At 58.1% G+C, this 20775-nt stretch carries 15 protein-coding genes; 11 read left to right on the top strand and 4 right to left on the bottom strand.

All coding sequences use genetic code 11. The features are described from left to right. Positions 1 to 91: 91 nt before the first annotated feature. Positions 92 to 1180 carry a 3-phosphoserine/phosphohydroxythreonine transaminase gene (gene serC, locus VE23_RS10240; protein WP_049867927.1) on the top strand — a complete coding sequence of 363 codons (1089 nt, stop codon included), beginning with the start codon at positions 92 to 94 and terminating at the stop codon, positions 1178 to 1180. Between the two features lie 110 nt (positions 1181 to 1290). On the opposite strand, the gene VE23_RS10235 is transcribed toward serC, so the two are convergent. Next, on the bottom strand, positions 1291 to 2016 hold the full coding sequence (locus VE23_RS10235; protein ID WP_021879075.1) for a response regulator transcription factor: 726 nt from the start codon (positions 2014 to 2016) through the stop codon (positions 1291 to 1293). Between the two features lie 125 nt (positions 2017 to 2141). On the opposite strand from VE23_RS10235, the gene trmL reads away from it, so the two are divergent. The 3 genes from trmL to VE23_RS10220 all read left to right on the top strand — a co-directional run bounded on the left by trmL (position 2142) and on the right by VE23_RS10220 (position 4251). Next, positions 2142 to 2606: a tRNA (uridine(34)/cytosine(34)/5-carboxymethylaminomethyluridine(34)-2'-O)-methyltransferase TrmL gene (trmL, locus tag VE23_RS10230; RefSeq protein WP_048748721.1), complete on the top strand. Its 465-nt coding sequence runs from the start codon at positions 2142 to 2144 to the stop codon at positions 2604 to 2606. 180 nt (positions 2607 to 2786) lie between these two features. Beyond that, complete coding sequence (locus VE23_RS25790; RefSeq protein WP_048748722.1) at positions 2787 to 3035, top strand: AbrB/MazE/SpoVT family DNA-binding domain-containing protein; 249 nt, start codon at positions 2787 to 2789, stop codon at positions 3033 to 3035. Positions 3036 to 3273: 238 nt separating this feature from the next. Then, positions 3274 to 4251, top strand: a complete 978-nt coding sequence (locus tag VE23_RS10220; RefSeq protein ID WP_049869689.1) for an aldo/keto reductase — start codon at positions 3274 to 3276, stop codon at positions 4249 to 4251. Positions 4252 to 4505: 254 nt separating this feature from the next. On the opposite strand, the gene VE23_RS10215 is transcribed toward VE23_RS10220, so the two are convergent. Together VE23_RS10215 and VE23_RS10210 are read right to left on the bottom strand one after the other, a co-directional pair. Next, positions 4506 to 6113 (bottom strand): helix-turn-helix domain-containing protein, encoded by a 1608-nt coding sequence (locus tag VE23_RS10215; protein WP_048748723.1) that lies wholly within the window; start codon positions 6111 to 6113, stop codon positions 4506 to 4508. 52 nt (positions 6114 to 6165) lie between these two features. Further along, a complete protein-coding gene (locus VE23_RS10210) occupies positions 6166 to 7968 on the bottom strand; it encodes a cache domain-containing sensor histidine kinase (RefSeq protein ID WP_049867925.1) in 1803 nt (600 codons plus the stop codon). A gap of 223 nt (positions 7969 to 8191) precedes the next feature. On the opposite strand from VE23_RS10210, the gene VE23_RS10205 reads away from it, so the two are divergent. The 5 genes from VE23_RS10205 to VE23_RS10185 all read left to right on the top strand — a co-directional run bounded on the left by VE23_RS10205 (position 8192) and on the right by VE23_RS10185 (position 14518). Continuing rightward, positions 8192 to 9070 (top strand): carbohydrate ABC transporter permease, encoded by an 879-nt coding sequence (locus tag VE23_RS10205; protein WP_021879069.1) that lies wholly within the window; start codon positions 8192 to 8194, stop codon positions 9068 to 9070. Beyond that, the gene (locus VE23_RS10200) at positions 9070 to 9900 is read left to right on the top strand and encodes a carbohydrate ABC transporter permease (RefSeq protein ID WP_021879068.1); all 831 of its coding nucleotides are present in this window, start codon (positions 9070 to 9072) and stop codon (positions 9898 to 9900) included. Before VE23_RS10205 ends, VE23_RS10200 begins: the two co-directional genes overlap by 1 nt. A gap of 252 nt (positions 9901 to 10152) precedes the next feature. Then, positions 10153 to 11463 carry an ABC transporter substrate-binding protein gene (locus tag VE23_RS10195; RefSeq protein WP_021879067.1) on the top strand — a complete coding sequence of 437 codons (1311 nt, stop codon included), beginning with the start codon at positions 10153 to 10155 and terminating at the stop codon, positions 11461 to 11463. Between the two features lie 381 nt (positions 11464 to 11844). Continuing rightward, on the top strand, positions 11845 to 13182 hold the full coding sequence (locus VE23_RS10190; RefSeq protein WP_021879066.1) for an ABC transporter substrate-binding protein: 1338 nt from the start codon (positions 11845 to 11847) through the stop codon (positions 13180 to 13182). A gap of 223 nt (positions 13183 to 13405) precedes the next feature. Then, positions 13406 to 14518, top strand: coding sequence for a hypothetical protein (locus VE23_RS10185; RefSeq protein WP_048748725.1), 1113 nt, complete (start codon positions 13406 to 13408; stop codon positions 14516 to 14518). A gap of 1241 nt (positions 14519 to 15759) precedes the next feature. On the opposite strand, the gene VE23_RS10180 is transcribed toward VE23_RS10185, so the two are convergent. Next, entirely contained in the window at positions 15760 to 16560 is an 801-nt protein-coding gene (locus VE23_RS10180) for a DUF2161 family putative PD-(D/E)XK-type phosphodiesterase (RefSeq protein ID WP_069202455.1), read from the bottom strand. A gap of 288 nt (positions 16561 to 16848) precedes the next feature. On the opposite strand from VE23_RS10180, the gene VE23_RS10175 reads away from it, so the two are divergent. Beyond that, positions 16849 to 18744 (top strand): PrkA family serine protein kinase, encoded by a 1896-nt coding sequence (locus VE23_RS10175; RefSeq protein ID WP_049867924.1) that lies wholly within the window; start codon positions 16849 to 16851, stop codon positions 18742 to 18744. Positions 18745 to 19297: 553 nt separating this feature from the next. Beyond that, positions 19298 to 20761, top strand: a complete 1464-nt coding sequence (locus VE23_RS10165) for a circularly permuted type 2 ATP-grasp protein (protein ID WP_049867922.1) — start codon at positions 19298 to 19300, stop codon at positions 20759 to 20761. Positions 20762 to 20775: the final 14 nt, after the last annotated feature.

The following is a 20775-nucleotide window of genomic DNA, read 5'->3' as shown; positions in this document are numbered from 1 at the left end:
ATCACTTGAACGAGAGAGGTAATCTTGTTAAGATAGCCATAACTTTATTGGAGTGTATCTTTCCAGCGACAGAGACAGGGGTGCAAGGAACATGACGAAGAGGGCTTACAATTTCAACGCAGGACCTGCGGCATTGCCGCTTGAAGTGCTTCAGCAGGCGCAGGAGGAATTTGTCGATTACAAGGGTGCCGGCATGTCCTTGATGGAAATGTCGCATCGAAGCAAGCTGTTCGAGGGCGTCAACGACGAGGCGGAGCAGCTGCTGCGGGAGCTTCTCCAAATTCCGGATTCCTACAGCGTCATGCTGCTTCAAGGCGGCGCAAGCACGCAGTTCGCGATGGTGCCGCTCAACTTCCTTCATCAGGGATTGGTCGGAGCGTACGTGAACAGCGGCAGCTGGGCCAAAAAAGCGATCAAGGAAGCGAAGCTGATCGGCGAGACGGCGATCGCCGCCACCTCGGAGGGCTCCAGGTTCACCCGCATGCCGAGTCTGGAAGAGATTGTCCTGCCTGACAACGCGGCTTATCTGCATCTGACTTCCAATGAAACGATCGAGGGCACCCAGCTTCCGTTTTTCCCAGATACGGGGGAGGTTCCGCTCATCGCTGACATGTCCAGCGACATCATGTCGAGACCGCTCGACATGAGCCGCTTCGGCATGATCTACGCCGGCGCCCAGAAAAACCTGGGGCCATCCGGCGCGACGATCGTCATCGCCCGCAACGATCTGATCGCCGGCAGTCCTGCGGCGCTGCCGACGATGTTCCGCTACGATACGCATGCCAAGTCCAAATCCCTCTACAACACACCGCCATCCTTCGCGGTCTATATGATCGGGCTTGTGCTCAAATGGCTCAAGGGCAAGGGCGGCCTGGCCGCCGTCGAGCAGACGAACAGGGACAAAGCCGCTCTCATCTACGATGCCATCGATCAGAGCGGCGGGTTCTACAGCGGCGTGGCCGACACCGGCAGCCGATCGCTGATGAACATCACGTTCCGCCTGCAGTCCGATGAGCTGGACAAGGAATTTGTCCGCCAGTCGGAGGCGGAAGGATTCGTCGGGCTTAAGGGCCACAGAGACGTCGGCGGCCTGCGCGCCTCCGCCTACAACGCCGTGCCGCTGGAGAGCTGCAAGGCGCTCGCCGAGTTCATGACGGAGTTCCAGAGGAAGAACGGCTGAGCAGAGCGGACATAGGAAGAGCCCTTGCCTCTTGAGGCAAGGGCTCTTGCGTTAACTAACGGCAGGCGGTGATGAAGGAAATTCATGAAGGAAATTCATGAAGGGCGAATTCAGGCCATTGCCGCTGTCTGGTCCTTGGGGGAAGGGCCGGTAAGCTTGTATCCAACATTGCGGACCGTCATAATATACTCGGGAGACCGGGCGCTTTGTTCGATCTTGTCCCGGAGATGGCTGATATGGACGTCGACGATCCGAGTATCGCCGAGGAAGTGGTAATCCCATACCCCCTGCAGGAGCTGCTGCCGGCTCAGCACCTTGCCGCGATGGCGGCAGAGGAAGACGAGCAGCTCGAACTCCTTGGGCGTAAGCTCAACCTGCTCGCCGTTCAGATGGACCTCGCGCTTGGCGAGATCAACCTGCAGCGGTCCGACTTCGTAGCTGACTTCGGCATGGATGCCGGGATAACCTTGCATTCGTCTGAAAATCGCGCCGATCCGGGAGACGAGCTCCTGGGGGCTGAACGGTTTGGTCATATAATCGTCCGCGCCGTTGTCCAATCCCGCGATGCGGTCGGATACATCCTGCATGGCGGTAAGCATGACGATCGGAACGGCATTGCCGCGCCGGCGCAATTCCCGGCATACCTCGATGCCGTCCATCTTGGGAAGCATCAGGTCGAGCACGATGAGGTCCGGGCGGAAAGGCTTCAGCATGTCGAATACAGCCATTCCGTCGTGGACGGACCGCACTTCATAACCTGCAAGGTTGAGATTGAATTCTAGCAGCATCGAGATGGATGGTTCATCGTCAACGACCAGCACTTTTTTCTTCGTCACCTTGTTCGGCTCCTTTTACCAGATCTTGACCCCAGTATACTGCCCGAGCTTCAGATAGGAATTAAGGCTGCGTAAAAGGAATGTAAAGTCCACCCAGAAGTTTGACCGAAAGGAAGTCGCAAACCATGTCTTATCATATCGTCCTGGTGGAGCCGGAGATTCCGGCCAACACCGGCAATATCGCCAGAACCTGCGCGGCCACCGGAGCGCATCTGCATCTTGTCCGCCCGCTCGGCTTCAATACCGACGACCGGACGCTCAAGAGAGCCGGCCTGGACTATTGGCATGCCGTCCAGGTCCATTATTACGATTCCTTTCAGGAAGTGAAGGATGCTTTTCCGGAAGGCAGGTTTTTCTACGCCAGCACCAAGGCATCCAAACGCTACGATCAGATGGACTATCGGGACGGAGACTTGCTCGTATTTGGAAAGGAAACCAAAGGGCTGCCTCCCGAGCTTGTCGCAGCCAACCTGGATACGGCGATCCGCATGCCGATGACAGGCAGCGTCCGTTCGCTCAATCTGTCCAATTCTGCGGCGATCGTCCTGTACGAGGCGCTCAGGCAATCGGACTTTCCCGGCATGGCTTGAATATTTGGCGTTCTGTCCAAAAGTTGGAGAATATTAAGCAACTATGAACAGAGGAAGGATTTGCTTCCTCCCATGGAGAATGGTAGGAGAAAAGGACATCCATACGCCCTGTTGCATGATTTGCAAGCCGAAGGGTTGGTTGTGACTAGATAATTCAGACATAAGGAGCGGATACAACCGATGAAACCGGCTGGAGTCGTACGAAAGGTCGACCAATTGGGCCGCATAGTGCTGCCCAAATCCCTGCGCAAGCGTTACCAGATGAACGAAGGAGATCCTGTGGAAATCCTCGTTCAAGGGGATCACATCATTTTGGAGCGATATCGTCCGCGCTGCGTCTTCTGCGGATCGATGGAGCAAGTGACTGATTTCAAGGAACGTTATTTGTGCTCGGAATGCATGGGCCAGATGCAGCATCTGCGCCGCTGATCGTGAAATGATGGCAGAGAAGCCCGATATCGGGGCCGATCTGGTGCAGGCAGCTTCGGAAGCAAGGCCATAAGGCCATGCTCCGGGGCTTTTTTTGTTTTTGCGGTCTAGCCGTTCGTTCATTGGGTGCCGGAGGAAGGATGAATAATGGTTGAAATTTCCTGAATATTCAGTATGATAGGGACATTCCGGCAGCCTGCTTACAGGCCGGAGCGACAGGAGGAAGGTCCAAATGCAAATGGAATATACGAGGCTGGGCAAGACCGGACTGGAAGTATCCCGGTTATGTCTGGGATGCATGAGTTATGGAATTCCGGATCGAGGCTCCCACCCATGGACGCTGGACGAGCAGGCAAGCCGGCCGTTCATCCGGAGAGCGCTTGAGCTCGGCATCAATTTTTTTGACACCGCCAACAGCTATTCCGACGGCACGAGCGAAGAGATCGTAGGCAGAGCCCTCAAGGATCTTGCGCGCCGAGACGATGTCGTGATCGCGACCAAAGTGTATTTCCCCACGCGACCAGGCCCGAATGGCGGCGGCTTGTCCCGCAAGGCGATCCTGTCGGAGATCGACAACAGCCTGCGCAGGCTGGGCACCGACTATGTCGACCTGTACCAGATTCACCGCTGGGATCCGGGAACCCCGATCGAAGAAACGATGGAAGCACTCCATGATGTCGTGAAAGCGGGGAAAGCGCGGTACATCGGCGCTTCATCCATGTATGCCTGGCAGTTCCTGCAAGCCCAGCATGCGGCGGAGCGGGGAGGATGGACGAAGTTCGTCAGCATGCAGAACCACCTGAACCTGCTCTACCGGGAAGAAGAACGCGAGATGCTGCCTCTGTGCGAGGAGCTTGGCGTCGGCGTCATCCCCTGGAGCCCGCTGGCCCGGGGACGCCTCACCCGCGGCTGGGACCAATCCAGCGATCGCTTTGAAAGCGACCTGCTCATTCCGCGGCTGTATGCCTCCTCGGAGAATTCGGACCGGGTCATCGTCGAGAGGGTCGGGCAAGTCGCGGCGTCGCGCAGCGTGCCGCGGGCGCAGGCTGCGCTGGCGTGGGTGCTCGGCAAATCCGCCGTGACGGCGCCGATCATCGGAGCGACCAAGCCGCATCATCTGGAGGACGCCGTCGCAGCGCTGCAGCTGAAGCTGACGCCGGAGGAGACGGCCCAGCTCGAGGAGCCTTACATTCCCCATCCCGTACTCGGCCACTGAACGGAAACGACGAATAAGCCCCGGCATGATAACATGCCGGGGCTTGTCTGACGATCAGCGTCATCGGATGGGATTATAGTCCCTTGGTTTTGTCGTCGTTGTAGGCGGCTGTGAACATGGCCGTCAGGAACAGCAGGGACACGACAAGAACCACGATGAATGGAACGGACATATGTAGCACCTCCGAACGAATTGATTTCATTATACCCAACCTGCTGGAAAAAGAAAACGGTTCTATTTGTGAACAACCTGTGTCAATCCTCTTTGCGGTATTGACCTGGAGAGCAGCCCGAATGCTTCTTGAATACCTTGCTGAAATATTTCTCGTCGGAGTATCCGACTTGGCTCGAGATCTCCGCAATCTTGAGGGAAGATCCCAGCAGCAGCCGGCCGGCCTTGTCCATCCGCAGCTTCTCCACATAATCGCTGAGCGTCTGCCCCGTTTCCTGGCGGAAGCGGCGGCTTACATGCTCGCGGCTGAGAAAGAAGCGGGAAGCCAGCGTCTGCAAGGACAAGTCTTCCTCCAAATGGCCGTCGATATACGAGATCATCTCGGCGATGATGCTGCGGTCCTGGCGGACTCTTTTGAGCAGGCTTTCCATCCAGTCCAGCAGCAGCAGCCGAAACTCCTTCTCCGTCTCGTCGAGCAGCAGCCGTCCGTCTTCGGCGAAACGGAACGGCAGGGGAGCTGTACGGGACTTGGCCTGCTCGTCTTCGGCATCTTCCGGCAGGAATTCCTTAAGCAGGCGGGTAGACACCATTTCGCTCTGCCGTTCCCATAGGGCGAGGTCTCCAGGCGCGACGATGCCGGAGCGGCGGACTTTGCCGAACCATTCCGTCAAGGCGGCGGTCGCTTCCGCGGGATTGCGGATCCGCAGAGCGAGGCGGAGCGGCTCCTCCAGATCGGTCAAATGCGGAGCGTTGGAAGGCTGCACGGTTCCCGCATGGGAAATCCTCACGCCGGCGGCAAGGAGATTGCGGCGCTGAAGCGTCTGTCTGGCGGATTGGACGGACAATCCGGTCTGCTCGGCTTCCGGCACGAGCCTGCCGATGCCCGCATACAAATCGGCCTTAAGCGTCATTCGCACGGCTTCGAGAAGCCTGGCCGTCCTGTCCGCGATGAAATCATGACCTTCCCAGAACAGGGCAATCACTTCATCGGCCGCATTGGGGGACCGGAAAGCATATCCGCACTGCCATTCGCTGCGCATCAGATCGTTGAATACGTTGATGATGGCGAATTCGAGCAGCTCCTTGTCGCCGCGAAACCGCTTGAGCAGCTTCTCCTGAACCGGAAACAGGCTGAAGACGGCCGTCTGGAAAGCCCCTTGCTGCGGAAAGCCCTGGAATTCGGAGCGGAGCTGCGCGGCAGCCGGCTCGGATTCGTTCGACACCGAGGCCAGCTTGCCGAACAAGTGGCTCCAGTAGACGGGCTTGTACTGGTTCATGGCGATTCCGCTCTCGACTTGGCGCTGCCTTTCCTTCGTTTCCTGGCACCAGGATCCGATCGCGCGCCTGGAAGCTTCCATCAGCTGATCTGGATCGATCGGCTTGAGAATATAGTCGATTCCGCCGTACTTCATCGTTTTGCGTACATAATCGAAGTCGTTGTAGCCGCTTATGGCGATGATCTTCGTCTGGGGATAATGGTCGCTCAGCCATTCCATGAAGCGCAGCCCGTTCGTGATGGGCATATGCACGTCCGTCAGGACAAGCGCGGGCATATGCTCGGCGACGAGCAGCTTGGCCGCTTCGCCGTTGTCGGCTTCAAGAATGAGGTCAACGCCAAGCTCCTTCCATTCCACAAGCAGCTTGACGGCTTCCCGGGCATGGGTTTCGTCGTCGACGATCAATATATTCATGATGATATTCTCTCCTGTCTCTATATAAAGGGGCAACGCGGAAGCCCGCTGTTCAATCCGCGGCCGGAATGACCAGCGCGACCATCAGCCCGCCAAGCGGCGCCGCTCCGGATTCGAGCTCCATGCGGGCTCTTCCGCCGGAGTGGAGCCTCAGCCTCGCAGCGACGTTGGCCAGTCCGATATGGCTGCCCGACTCGTCTCCGATCTCGCCGTCCCGGCTGATCCGCTGCCTGACGGAGGCCAGCTTGCCTTCATTCATTCCGGGACCGTTGTCGGCGATTTCGATGGTGATCCAGTTGTCCTTCAGCGTCGTGCTGATCGAGACATGGACCATGCCTCCGGCGGGATCGAAAGCATGCTTGAAAATATTCTCCACCACTGGCTGGATAATCATCCGCGGCACGGAAGCCTGCTGCGCGTCGGGATCGCCGGCAATCTCGTAGGTCAGCTTGTCGCCGAACCGGTGCCGCTGCAGCTCCAGGTAAGACCGGGTATGATCGATTTCCTGGGAAATAGAGACAAACTCCTCCGCCGTATTCATCGAGTAGCGCATCATTTTGCCGAGCTGCATGATCAGCTTGTACAGATCAGGGACTCCGCGCTGCAGCGCCGTCGTGCCGATCGATTGCAGGGCATTGTACAGGAAATGAGGATGAACCTGTGCCTGGAGCGCCTTGAGCTGATTCGTCTTGTTCGCCAGCTCGAGCCGATATTCGCGAAGGACGAGATTGTTGATCGTCTCCATCATCATCCGGAAGCGCCTGGCCAGCTGTCCGATCTCATCCGACTGGCGCAAATGGATATCGGTCTCGAGGCGGCCGGACTGGATCTGGTTGACGTAGCCCGTAAGCTGCTTGATCGGCCTGGTGATCCAGAAGGAAACGAACAGCGCCGTCAGCGTCACGAGAAGCAGGGAGCCGAGCAGCACCCATGTATTGGCCTGCGTAATCTGACGGGTCGCTCCATGCAGGACGGAAGGAGGGATGCGTTTGACGAGCACCCAATCATGATCGCCGGCTTCAAGCGATTCATAAATGAACACGCTTTTGGAGTGGGAGTCCTTCAGCTCCACGTTGCCGCTCTCCCCGGCGGAGGCCAGCTTCAGGATCGGTTCGGCCCATGGCTCCTTCAGCTTCAGGCCCTTGCCGTATTGGCCGGGGCCATAGATGATGGTTCCGTCGTGCGCGAGCAGGAACACCTCCTCGCCGCCGCCGGCGCTGTACAGCTGGGCGCAGATGGAATCGATGACTTCGGTTGTGATGTCCAGCGCAAGCGTTCCCATCTGCTTGCTGCTCGGAATTTGATAGACCGGGCGGATCAAGGTGATGACGGGCCGGGACAGGATGAGCGGCGTGGAGTTGATTCCGTAGCTGCTGCTCATATGAAGAGGCTTTATCGTGTAAGAGATGTCGGCAGGCAGCGTCGTTCCCGGCGCAGTTACGATCTGATCCGTCCTCTTGTACTGGCCCCGGGAGAAGAGATACCCGCGTTCCGCTCGGCCCGAGTGGAGGTAGACCTGATAAATCTCCTTGACCGACGAGGACATGAGCTGCAGGCTGACGAAGATCTGATTGTCGACCAGGTAATCGCTGCGTCCTGTTTCAAGCGTCCTGTACAGGGTAGTGTCCGAGTAAGGAGCGAGAGATGTTTGGAAAAAAGACTGAAAATAGTTGGCCAGATTCGTCTTGCCCTGATAAAGGAGGCTCGAGTTCTGCCGAACCGTGTCGTTGGCGACGAAATCCGCTGTCCGTGTATTGGTGATGATGAGCGATGCCAGCATCGGAACCGCGATCGCCAGCAGCAGGAAAACGGCCAGCTTGGTTCGGATGCTTCGCTTGATCCAGTAGAATTTCAAGCTCTCGATGCTCCTTTATGGGCCTATTTAACTACGCCCTTATCGTATTATAGCGGTCCCCAATGGCGGCATCAATATTTTACCCCTATTGCGTCATCATCCTCTGTGGGAGCCGTGAAAGCGAAAGCGTATACTTGAGGAAAATCGACAAGCTGTCCGGATAAGGGCGCTTGGCAGTGGAAAGACTTACTATGATTCCTTCTAGAGAAAGGGGAGAAACGGGATGAAAAGCAAAGGATGGTCGAGCCAGTGGCTGCAGCAGATCGTATTCACGGGCCCTGCGACACTTGCGTTCGCGATAATCGTCGCACTTCCCTTCTTCATGGGCATGTTTTACTCCATTACGGACTGGAATGGGGTAGGAGGCTATAATTTTGTCGGATTCGACAACTTCTCCAGGCTGTTCCATGACCAGACATTCATCAACTCCTTCAAGTTCACCGTGAAATTCACGATCGCAGCCGTCATCTTGTCGAACCTGGTCGGCTTCGTTCTGGCGCTGCTGCTGACGCAGCCGGTCAAGTCCCGCAACGTGCTTCGGACGATTTTCTTCATGCCGAACGTCATCGGCGGCCTGCTGCTCGGCTTCATCTGGCAGTTCATTTTTGTAAAAGGCTTTACGGCCGTAGGCGACAAAACGGGCTGGGCGTTCTTCAACCTGCCTTGGCTCGGCGACGAGCCGACCGCGTTCTGGGGCATCGTCATCGTGACGATCTGGAGCACGGCGGGCTACTTGATGGTCATCTACATTTCCGCGCTCATCAATGTGCCCCGCGATCTGATTGAAGCGGCTTCCATCGACGGAGCGACCGCCTGGCAGCGCCTGCGCCATATCACGGTGCCGCTGATCATGCCTGCCGTTACGATCGCGCTGTTCCTCGCGCTGTCGTGGTCGTTCAAGTCCTTCGACATCATCCTGTCGCTGACCAAGGGCGGACCGTACAACTCGACGCAATCCGTCGCGCTCAACATCTACAACGAGGCGTTCCAGAACAACAACTTCGGTTACGGCACGGCGAAGGCGCTCGTATTCTTCATCGTCGTCGCGCTGCTGACCTCGCTCCAGGTGTACCTGACTAAACGCCGGGAGGTGCAGGCTTAATGGAAACGTCCCGATACCGGACCAGCACGTTCGTGCTGGAAATTATCGCTCTCCTGGTCGCGCTGGTATTCCTGGTGCCGTTCTACTTCCTGGTAAGCAACTCGCTGAAGAAGTACGGCGATATCCTGCTCGACTCCGCTGCCTTGCCGAGTCCTGCGACGTTCGACAACTTCACGAGAGCATGGGAGATCATGAAATTCCCGGCTTCGTTCGCGAACTCGCTCGTCATTACGCTGACAAGCATCGTCGGACTAACGGTCATCTGCTCGATGGCCGCTTACCGGATGGTGCGCCGTCCGACGAAGTACAACAACTTCCTGTTCATGATCTTCGTCGCAGCGATGGTCATTCCGTTCCAATCGATCATGATTCCGCTCGTCAAGACGGCCAGCTGGTTCCACCTGACGAGAAGCCTTCCAGGCTTGTGGGTCTGCTACATGGGCTTCGGCTCATCGCTCACGATCTTCCTTTACCACGGCTTCGTGAAGTCGATTCCGGCGGAGATCGAGGAATCGGCGACCGTGGACGGCTGCTCGCCTTACGGGGTGTTCTGGAGAATCGTCTTCCCGCTCCTCAAGCCGATGACGGCGACGATCATCATCCTGAACAGCCTCTGGATCTGGAACGACTTCCTGCTGCCGAACCTGATTCTCGGCGAAGGCCAGCGGACGATTCCTCTGTCCACGTACAGCTTCTTCGGCCAATACACGAAGCAGTGGGATCTGGCTCTTGCCGGTCTGGTCATGGGCATCCTGCCGATCCTGATCTTCTTCCTGACGCTTCAGCGTCATATCATTTCCGGCATTACGGCCGGATCGGTAAAAGGCTGATCAACGAAAATTCCGGAAAGGAAGCTGGCGATCGCCTCCGTGCGTTCGTCAGCTTCTTTTCTATTTCGATTTATTTCTATGAATATATTGATTTGCCGATGAGGGATCAATATATTCCCCCTATATTCGCAATATGTTCTGTGGGAACGTTTGCGCAGTTTGATTTATACTTAAAAAGCTCCAATATAAGCGTTAAATGCAACCAGTTGGACATACTATCGTGGAGCACGATTTCAAGGGGGTAAAAAAGCAATGTTGAAAAAAGGATTGCTTACGGCCGTCTCTGCAGGCCTGGCTATTTCGATTCTGGCAGGCTGCAGCACGACGAACAACGGCGGCAACACGGAAGGAAACGCCAATGCCAATACCGGCTCCGGCGCTAGCGGAGAGCAAGTAACGCTGAATATTTTCCAATTCAAGGTTGAGATCGCCGATGCGATGAACCGCATGAAAGCCGATTACGAAAAAGAGCATCCGAACGTCAAGCTGAACCTCGAAACGATGGGCGGCGGAGCCGATTACGGCGCGGGCCTGAAAGCGAAATTCGCTTCCGGCCAAGAACCCGACATCTTCAATAACGGCGGCAACTCCGACCTGAACACGTGGGTCGACAAGCTGGAGGATCTCTCGGACCAGCCTTGGCAGGGCGATGTCGTCGAGACGGCGAAGGAAGCCATTACCCGCGACGGCAAAAACTACGGCCTTCCGATGGGCATCGAAGGCTACGGCTTCATCTACAACAAGGATCTGTTCGCCAAAGCCGGCATCACGGAGCCTCCGGCTACGATGACGCAGCTCAAAGCAGCAGTGGAAAAGCTTAAAGCCGCCGGCATCACGCCTTTCTCCAACGGCTATCAGGAATGGTGGGTTCTCGGCAACCATACGTTCAACGTAGGTCTGGCCGATCAGGAGGATCCAGCCGCGTTCGTGAAGACGATGAACGAAGGCAAAGGCGGAATCGAAGGCAACAAGGTGTTCCAGAACTGGTTCAACCTGCTCGACCTGACGATTCAGAACAGCAACAAAAACCCGCTCACAACCGACTACAATACGCAAGTAACGCTGTTCGCCAGCGGCAAAGCAGCGATGATGCAGCAAGGCAACTGGACGCAGGTGCAAATCGACGGCATTACGCCGAACATGAACATCGGCCTGCTGCCGATGCCTATCGACGACAGCGAGAAGAGCGGCAACATTTTCGTCGGCGTGCCTAACTACTGGGTCGTGAACAAGAACTCCAAGAACAAGGAAGCCGCCAAGGAATTCCTGAACTGGCTGGCTACGTCCGAGACCGGCAAGAAATACACGGTCAACGAGTTCAAGTTCATCCCGGCTCTGAAAAACGTTGAAGTGACCGACGAATCGATTCTCGGACCGATTGCGACGGACATCATGAAGTACAGCAAGGAAGGCAAGACGAACGGCTGGTACTTCAACCAAATGCCGGAAGGCGTGCCTCAGGAGGTCGGCGCGGAAATGCAGGCCTATGTGGCAGGCAAATCCGACAAGGCGCAGCTGCTGAAAAACATCCAGAAGAAATGGAACGACATGATCAAGAAGTAAGCGGCTTGATCCAGCAGAGTGAGCTTCCCCGGCAGCCAGCGGCTGCCGGGGTTTTTCATGGCCTGGCGGCAGGGCTGGCGGAGACGGGCTGCCGCCTCGTGCGCAAACGTGTGCGTGCAGAGGGATCAAGACGGCCGCAGGAGGAGGGCGTTTCTTTCGTTCGACAAAGGTAACCGATCTATCTTTACTCTTGTTTCGACAGCCGATTTCGACAAAAAGGTGTAGAATATTGACAGTCCTCCCGGAAGTCAATATTCTACACCTTTTTGTTCAACATTTTCTGTGGTAACGCTTGCATGTCAAAGGGTATACTTCATTTGCAAGAACAAGTAAACACTTCAATTGTAAAAAGAGGGTCAACATACCAAGGAGGAATTTCCTATGAAAAAGGGATTGCTTACCGTCATGTCCGCGGGTCTCGCGCTTAGCGTAATGGCTGGTTGCAGCACATCGGGCGGCAACAGCGGCAGCTCCGCAGACCAGAACACGAGCCCTGCGACAAACGCGGCTTCCAATACGAATGCAAGCGGCGGCGACAGCGGCAAAAAAGTGACGCTGAATATTTTTCAATTCAAGGTCGAAATCGCCGACGCGATGAACCGGCTCAAGGCCGATTACGAGAAAGAGCATCCCAACGTCACGCTCAATGTCGAGACAATGGGCGGAGGCGCAGACTACAGCGCAGGCCTGAAGGCGAAGTTCGCCGCCGGCCAGGAGCCCGACATTTTCAACAACGCGGGCAACTCGGAGCTGACGACATGGATCGACAAGCTGGAGGATCTGTCCGACCAGCCTTGGGCGGGCGATATCATCGATTCGGCCAAGGATCAGATTTCCCGGGACGGCAAGCTGTACGGAATGCCGGTCGGCGTAGAAGGCTACGGCTTCATTTACAACAAGGACCTGTTCGCAAAAGCAGGCATCACGACTCCGCCGAAGACGCTCTCCGAGCTCGAAGAAGCGTGCAAAAAGCTGGAAGCTGCAGGAATCACGCCGTTCTCCGACGGCTACCAGGAGTGGTGGGTGCTGGGCAACCATCTGTTCAACGTAGGCTTGGCCAACCAGGATGACCCTACGGCATTCGTCAATAGCGTGAACGAAGGCAAAGGCGGACTTGTCGGCAACCCTGTGTTCCAAAACTGGTTCAAACTGTTCGACCTCACATTGAAATACAGCAACAAAAACCCGCTGACGACGGACTACAACACGCAAGTGACACTGTTCGCAAGCGGCAAGACGGCCATGATGCAGCAAGGCAACTGGACGCAGGTGCAAATCGACGGCATTACGCCGAACATGAACATCGGCCTGCTGCCGATGCCTATCGACGACAGCGAGAAGAGCGGCAACATTTTCGTCGGCGTGCCTAACAACTGGGCTATCAACAAAAACTCCAAAAATAAAGAGGCCGCGAAGGAATTCCTGAACTGGCTGGCAACGTCCGAGACGGGCAAGAAATATATCGTGAACGAATTCAAATTCATTCCGGCTCTGAAATCCATCGAAGTCACCGACAGCAAAGTGCTCGGCGCCATCGCCAACGACATCGTTGCCTACAACAAAGAAGGCAAGTCCTCCGGCTGGTTCTTCAGCCAAATGCCTGAAGGCTTCCCGCAGGAAGTCGGTTCCGAAATGCAGGCTTATGTCGCCAAGAAAGTCGACCAAAATCAGCTGATGCAAAACATTCAAGACAAGTGGAACAGCATGAACAAGAAGTAAGACCGTTCTGAAAAGCGCCTCTGGAGCATATATGCTTCAGGGGCGCTTTTTTGCATGGAAGCGTAAGCAGACGTTGGACGGACTGTCTGGGCCTCTAGCGGATCGAGATGGCGAAAGCTCGAGTAGGGGCATGAGGCGCAGGAGCGCATCGATTTTCTTGCTCGGCATGAATGCGAACATAGATATAGGCCGGCATCTCTGCCGTCCGCCAGGAGGGATGGCCATGTCTGGACAGGAAATCATGCTGAACTTGAGCGAACCAGGCGCCGAGCGGTTTCATTTGTTCGGCAGGGAGGAGGTCGAGCAGGCGATGAAGCGGGCGCTGGAGCCTCGGCGCGGGAACGAGCGGCTGCCGGAGACGCTGCGGAAGCTGGCCGGCAAGTCGATCCCGGATTCCTGGGAGTGCCTTTCCGTGCCGACGCCGCTTGCGGCGCTGGATCTGCTGCTCAGAGACAAGCAGTGGACGGGAGATGCGGCGGGAGCGGTGCCAGCCGAGCCGAAGGCGCTGGAGCTGATGCGGCTGCATGGTCTGGATGCGGAGAGCTTCGGCGATGTCGGAAGCGTCAGGGACAAGAGCGTCTTACGGCTGGAAGCGGTGCGCATGCTCTATTGGGAGCAAGCCGGGTGGGAGACGTCTGAAGGCGCTGAGGCCCGGGACGCAGCGGCTGCCTTGACCGTGCCGGGCGGCTGCCGGGTCGCTGTCGTCCGGCTGCCCGACTGCCGGTGGGGAGCGGCCCAAGGAGAGGCTTGGACGGATAGCGCGGAAGCTTTGCGGCTGCTCGGAGCCGACGGACCGAAGCTTGCAATTGGAGCCGGACCGGATCGAACCGAGATTGCCGCGATCGGCTCGCTCACGACTGGAATGCCGAATTTGGAGACGGCGTGGATCGCAGCCGAGCCGCAGATCATCCGCCGTCTGGCGGGATTGCAGCGGGCTGCGGGGACGGCCGGCTTGTTGGGCGGCCGCATCATGGAGGAGCTGCTGGAGATCGGCTCGCTGTCCGATCGCATCGATGAGGCTGCTGCCGGTTGGGATGAGGCGCTGCAGCGTCTGGAGGCGATGCTCCGCACGACGATGCCGCCATCGGTCGGCTGGCGAAGGGCTGCGCGAGCCGGCGAGCTGTCGCTGCTGCTGCCGGAAGGGCTAGGGCTTGCGGCGCTGGCGAAAGTGGCCCGCCTGAAAGGAATCGGCTTTTCCGGCGGCAGCATTCAGGGCCGCGGGCGGCCGCGCGCCGTCGTAACGATCAGCTGCGAAGCAGGATCGGGCGGAGCCCGGCTGGAGCATGGAGTCACGCTGCTCGGGGAGACGATCGGCGAGTTCCAGGCCAGGTCGTAGTCGCAGTAGTTTGGATGCCAAGGCTGACTGGGCTGCAACGGCTGCGCAGCAGTGCAAGGGAGGTGCGGATGGTTGGCGGCATGGTGCGGTGCGAGGGAAGGTAACGGATGGTTGGCGGCATGGTGCGGTGCGAGGGAAGGTAACGGATGGTTGGCGGCATGGTGCGGTGCGAGGGAAGGTAACGGATGGTGGTCGGCATGGTACGGTGCGAGAGAAGATAACAGATGGTTGGCGGCGTGGTGCGGTGCGAGGGAAGGTAACGGATGGTGGTCGGGACGCCTCGCGAGGGCGGGATATATGGATAGTTGTAGGGCAGAGATATGCGAATAGTTGGCGGCGTGGGGCGGTCCGAGAGAAGGTAACGATGGTTGGCGGCGTGGGGCGGTGCGAGAGAAGGCAACGGATGGTTGGCGGCGTGGGGCGGTCCGAGAGAAGGCAACGGATGGTTGGCGGCGTGGGGCGGTCCGAGAGAAGGTAACGATATTTGGCGGCGTGGGGCGGTGCGAGAGAAGGTAACAGATGGTTGGCGGCGTGGGGCGGTGCGAGAGAAGGTAACAGATGGTTGGCGGCGTGGGGCGGTGCGAGAGAAGGTAACAGATGGTTGGCGGCGTGGCGTGGTGCGAGGGAAGGTGCGGGTAATTGGCGGGTGGTGCGTTGCGGGGATATTGATAGCTAGCGGGCAGAGATGTGCGGATGGTTGGCGGTCCGATGTAGAGTAGGGAGTCCAATGGTTGGTACGGCCAAGCGCCGGGGTGGCTTTTGCAGCAGGCCGACAAGCTGTCTGTCTCCCTGCCCCATATTGGAGCGGTGTGCACTGTTTACTGCTGCCGCGAGGAGCTGCTCCCGACAATCACACAGTATTGGAGCAGCTATCGGACATAGGATCCGTTAGTTGGAGCCATATGCCTTCACTTGAGGATTATCGGACATAGGATCCGTTATTTGTGCCGGCTCTATCTTGAACTCGATAAAAATTAGAAAATAGCGGATCGTATGTCCGATAGAGCAGTGATTTCGGTCTTTTTGGGAAAATAGCGGAACGTATGTCCAATAGAGCAGAAATCGCGAGCTTTTTGGGGAAATAGCGGAACGTATGTCCGATCGGATGCGAGATGTCGGGCTAAGAAAAACAGCCGAGGCCCAGAACAGCAGCCAGCGGCGGATGTCCGAATGAAGCACCCGCATGGTGCCCATTCGGACACCAGCTGCCGTTTGGACACCAAACGAAAAAAAACACGGGCTCATCGCTTAGGCCCATGTTTTTTTCGTTCGGTTTTCTCCTCCGAGAGCCGGGCTTCCTGCCCGTGCTGAACCAAGCCCGCCGCCTGCTCCCGCCAGGCGGCGATGACAACGGCATGCTGCTCCAGCGCGGCTTCGCCTGCCGGCAGCAGCTGGTAGACGCCGCGCTCGATCTTGGCGAACCAGCCATAGTAGTTGCTGCGCAGCAGCTCGCCGGCGCGGGCGACGCCGGTCAGGTCGCGCAGCCGGGCCGGAGACAGCGGGCCGCCGGCCTTGAGGCCCCATGCCAGGCGCAGCGCCTTCTCCCGGTAGGCGGTCATCATGACGCGCCCGGACGCGCGCCCGCTGCCGCCGACGTTGTAGTCGCCGCTGCGCTCCCGGAATTCCTGCAGCAGCCGCTTCTCCCGCGATGGCCTGCGCCCGCGCATGGGAGCGTCGCCAGGCTCGCAGAGCATTTCCAGCACCGGAGCCTTCGTCTTGTAGAAGGTGACGGTGAGCAGCCCCATGCCGAGCATGCGGCACAGCTCGGCCAGCTCTCCGAAGCGCTGGTTCACCGCGCCGCGCTTCGAGCGGTTGCGCTCGACCGCGAGCACGACGCCGTCGGCGATCCGCATCCGCTGCAGGCCCTGCAGCAGCAGCGCCAGCGTGAACGTCTTCTTGAGCTCCACGATCAGCGTCTCGCCGCCGTCCGGGCGGATTGCGACGAGGTCGCAGTGAAGCACCTCGCCTTTGACCTCGTAGCCGAGTTTTTCATAGTAAGCCTTGACGGGGCCATAGAGCTCCGCTTCTTCCCGAACCGCCATCGTACACGCCTCCTTTCCGAGCTGTTCCGGAACAAGGGCGCCGCCCGCTGCTGCGCCATGCCAAAAGCCGCCGGCGCACGCCTGTTCCCATCGTCCGTTCATTATAGGAGATGCGCGGAGCAATGGCAATTCCTTTAAAGCGGCGAAATTTTCGGTCAAGTTATGAGAGGGGTCCGCATAGGCTTTAATACTTCGAATAGCTGCTATTCGGAAGCGGAAGCAGAGAGAAGCCTGGGCGAAGAGGGACTCAAGGGAAGCTTTAGCGGAAGCGATGGGAGGAGGCGCAGCATGGATATTTTCAAACGGATTGCGGAGTACAAGTCGGAGAGCGACCGCCTGGCCTGGTCAGGCACATTCAAAGAGTACATCGACCTGCTCAGGAGCGATCCGTCACCGGCGATGACGGCGCATTCGCGGGTGTATGAGATGATCAAGTCGCATGGCATCGAGGAGAAAAACGGCCAGAAAACCTATAAGTTCTTCCAGCAGGAAATCTTCGGCCTGGACCGCGCCGTTGAAAAGCTGATGGAGGAGTATTTCCACTCCGCCGCGAGAAGGCTGGATGTGCGCAAGCGGATTCTGCTGCTGATGGGACCGGTCAGCGGCGGCAAGTCGACCATCGTCACGATGCTGAAAAAAGGGCTGGAGAAGTTTTCGCGCACCGAGCAGGGAGCGGTATTCGCGATCAAGGGCTGCCCGATGCACGAGGATCCGCTGCATCTCATTCCCCACGACCTGCGTCCCGAGCTCGAGAAGGAGATCGGCGTCCGGATCGAAGGCAATCTGTGCCCTTCCTGCCAGCTCCGGCTGAAGACGGAGTTCGAGGACGACATCGAAAACGTGCTCGTCGAGAGGGTGTTCCTGTCCGAAGACAACCGGGTCGGCATCGGCACGTTCAGCCCTTCGGACCCCAAGTCGCAGGATATCGCGGATCTGACGGGCAGCATCGACTTTTCGACGATCACCGAATACGGCTCGGAATCGGATCCGCGGGCCTACCGCTTCGACGGCGAGCTGAACAAGGCGAACCGCGGCCTGATGGAGTTTCAGGAGATGCTCAAATGCGATGAAAAGTTTCTCTGGAACCTGCTGTCGCTGACGCAGGAGGGCCAGTTCAAGGCAGGCAGGTTCGCCTTGATCAGCGCGGATGAATTGATCGTCGCCCATACGAACGAATCCGAGTACAAGGCTTTCATATCCAACAAAAAAAACGAGGCGCTGCAGTCGCGCATGATCGTCATGCCGATTCCGTACAACCTCAAGGTGTCGGATGAGGAGAAGATCTACGCCAAGCTGATCGCCCAGAGCGATCTGCGCCATGTCCATATCGCCCCTCACGCGCTCCGTACAGCGGCCATCTTCTCCATCCTGACCCGGCTCAAGGAATCCAAGAAGCAGGGCATGGATCTCGTGAAGAAAATGCGGATGTACGACGGGGAGGAGGTCGAAGGGTACAAGGATGCCGATCTCAAGGAAATGCAGAATGAATTTCTGGAGGAAGGCATGTCGGGCATCGACCCCCGTTATGTCATCAACCGCATCTCCAGCGCCCTCATCAAGGGTGAAATGGACCATATCAACGCGCTCGACGTGCTGCGGGCGCTCAAGGACGGGCTCGACCAGCATCCTTCCATCACCAAGGATGAGCGCGAGCGTTACTTAAACTTCATCTCGGTAGCGCGCAAGGAATACGACGGCCTGGCCAAAAACGAGGTGCAAAAGGCGTTCGTCTATTCCTTCGAGGAGTCGGCCCGCACGCTGTTTGAAAATTATCTCGACAACATCGAGGCCTACTGCAACTGGTCCAAAATCAAGGATCCCCTCACGGGAGAGGCGATGGACCCCGATGAGCGGCTGATGCGCTCCATCGAGGAGCAGATCGGCGTATCCGAAAATGCGAAAAAGGCTTTCCGCGAAGAAATTCTGATCCGCATCTCCTCCTACTCCCGCAAGGCGCGCAAATTCGACTATACGAGCCACGAGCGGCTGCGCGAAGCGGTGGAGAAGAAGCTGTTCGCCGATCTGAAGGATATCGTGAAAATCACGACATCCACGAAGACGCCGGATGAGAATCAGCTCAAGCGGATGAACGAGGTGACCAAGCGGCTCGTCGACGAGCATGGCTACACGCCGGCGAGCGCCAACGAGCTGCTGCGTTATGTCGGCAGCCTGCTCAACCGCTGAAGCAGCCCGGCAGCGCCAACGAGCGCTGCGTTATGTCGGCAGCCTGCTCAACCGCTGAAGCAGCCCGGGCAGCCCAACGAGCGCTGCGTTATGTCGGCAGCCTGCTCAATCGCTGAAGCAGCCCGGGCAGCGCCAACGAGCTGCTGCGTTATGCAGGCAGCCTGCGGGCTTTAAGCTGCGCATGCAAGAGCCGTTTCCAGGTCCAGCGGACCCGGAGACGGCTTTTTTTCGTGCGGAGCCAGCTCCATGCGGGAGCAGGGGCGGTTCCGGAGACGGCTTTTATCCTCATGATGCGCATTGGACCTGAAGAGGAAGCCGCCGCCGGCCGCGGCTAGCCCCTTTGCCCCGCTCATTGGTCTTGAAGACGGTCTCCCCGCATAAACTTCCATGATTCGAGCGCAAACGCGCTTGGTTAAGATATGTTAGCTATATTGACATCTATTGGCAGGATCTTGTATGATCGGGGTAAAAAACTCCAGCCATATCTTCATTCGACCGTTACGGCCGGCATCCCGTCCCCGCTGAAGCCCGTACCGGAGGGAGGTCTACGCCCATGTCCAAGGCAGAGCCGCATCGCGCGGCTGCTTACGAATCCCGTTCTTTCTATGATGAAATGTACGATGAGCGGGGCGTTGTCCGGCCCCACTACGAGCATGTGCACCGCCATTTCTCCGCCATGAACAAGCCGGAGCAGGAGCGCCGCCGCCAAGCGGTCGGAGACCGGATGCTCCATGAAGGCATCACGTTCACCCTCTATGCGCCGGGAACTGCCGATCCGCTGGAACGGACGATTCCGTTCGACTGCATCCCGCGCATCATCCCGCCGGACGAATGGCATCATCTGGAGCTGGGACTGCAGCAGCGGGTCAAGGCTCTCAATCTGTTCCTCCAGGATATCTATCATGGGCAGCGCATCATCCGGGACGGACTCATCCCGAGGCGCATGATCGTCGGCAACCGCTACTTCCGTCCCGAGATGGCCGGCCTGCATGTTCCCGGCGGCGTCTATGTGACCGCCTCGGGCATCGACCTCATCCGCGACGAGCAAGGTTATTACGTGCTGGAGGACAATCTGCGCAGCCCTTCCGGATTTTCCTATATGTTCAAAGGCAGGACCCTGATGAACGAGCTGTTCCACGAGCTGTACCTGTCCAGCTCGGCGGCGGACACCGACCGCAGCCTCAATATGTTCCTGCGCAGCCTGAGATCGCTGGCGCCTTCGGGGCGAAAGGATCCGCTCATCGTCCTCCTCACCCCGGGCTCCTACAACTCCGCCTATTACGAGCATACCTTCCTCGCTCAGCAGCTCGGGATCCATCTCGTGGAAGGGCGCGACCTCGTCTGCAAGGACCAGAAAATCTATCTCAGGGATCTGCGGGGCCTCCGCCAGGTGGATGTCATCTACCGGCGCATCGACGATGAGTTCCTTGATCCGCTCGCCTTTCAGCCGGACTCCATGCTGGGTGTGCCTGGACTGATGAACGCCTATCGGGCCGGCAATGTCGCCATCGCCAACGCTCCCGGAACAGGCGTGGCCGACGACAAGGCCGTGTACGCCTATGTCCCGGAGATGATCCGCTATTATATGGGGCAGGAGCCGATTCTGGGCAATGTGCCGACCTATATCCTTTCGCGAAAGGAGGAGAGGGACTATGTGCTCGAGCATCTCGAAGAGCTGGTCGTGAAGGAGACCTCGCTATCCGGCGGATACGGGATGCTGATCGGGCCGCAGGCTTCCCCGGCGGAGCTGGACGTCTTCCGGGATTCCATCCGCCGCCATCCGGAGCGGTACATCGCCCAGCGGACGATGAAGCTGTCGACCGCTCCCGTCATGAGCGCCCAGGGGATGGCGCCCCGCCACATCGACCTGCGGGGCTTCGTGCTCAGCAGCGGCTCGGGAGAGACCCATGTCGTGCCCGGCGGCTTGACCCGGGTGGCGCTGCAGGAAGGCTCGCTCGTCGTCAACTCCTCCCAAGGCGGAGGGGTTAAGGATACTTGGGTGCTCCGGAAGCCATGAGCGGCAATCCGGAA

Origin of the sequence: Paenibacillus sp. D9, assembly GCF_001188365.1 — a bacterium.
Lineage (GTDB): Bacteria > Bacillota > Bacilli > Paenibacillales > Paenibacillaceae > Paenibacillus_O > Paenibacillus_O humicus.
This window is presented reverse-complemented; position numbering and strand designations above follow the sequence as displayed.

Coding starts and splice junctions, on each gene's coding strand:
- serC (WP_049867927.1), top strand. CDS start 92: ATGACGAAGAGGGCTTACAATTTCAACGCAGGACCTGCGGCATTGCCG.
- trmL (WP_048748721.1), top strand. CDS start 2,142: ATGTCTTATCATATCGTCCTGGTGGAGCCGGAGATTCCGGCCAACACC.
- VE23_RS25790 (WP_048748722.1), top strand. CDS start 2,787: ATGAAACCGGCTGGAGTCGTACGAAAGGTCGACCAATTGGGCCGCATA.
- VE23_RS10220 (WP_049869689.1), top strand. CDS start 3,274: ATGGAATATACGAGGCTGGGCAAGACCGGACTGGAAGTATCCCGGTTA.
- VE23_RS10215 (WP_048748723.1), bottom strand. CDS start 6,113: ATGAATATATTGATCGTCGACGACGAAACCCATGCCCGGGAAGCCGTC.
- VE23_RS10205 (WP_021879069.1), top strand. CDS start 8,192: ATGAAAAGCAAAGGATGGTCGAGCCAGTGGCTGCAGCAGATCGTATTC.
- VE23_RS10200 (WP_021879068.1), top strand. CDS start 9,070: ATGGAAACGTCCCGATACCGGACCAGCACGTTCGTGCTGGAAATTATC.
- VE23_RS10195 (WP_021879067.1), top strand. CDS start 10,153: ATGTTGAAAAAAGGATTGCTTACGGCCGTCTCTGCAGGCCTGGCTATT.
- VE23_RS10190 (WP_021879066.1), top strand. CDS start 11,845: ATGAAAAAGGGATTGCTTACCGTCATGTCCGCGGGTCTCGCGCTTAGC.
- VE23_RS10185 (WP_048748725.1), top strand. CDS start 13,406: ATGTCTGGACAGGAAATCATGCTGAACTTGAGCGAACCAGGCGCCGAG.
- VE23_RS10180 (WP_069202455.1), bottom strand. CDS start 16,560: ATGGCGGTTCGGGAAGAAGCGGAGCTCTATGGCCCCGTCAAGGCTTAC.
- VE23_RS10175 (WP_049867924.1), top strand. CDS start 16,849: ATGGATATTTTCAAACGGATTGCGGAGTACAAGTCGGAGAGCGACCGC.
- VE23_RS10165 (WP_049867922.1), top strand. CDS start 19,298: ATGTCCAAGGCAGAGCCGCATCGCGCGGCTGCTTACGAATCCCGTTCT.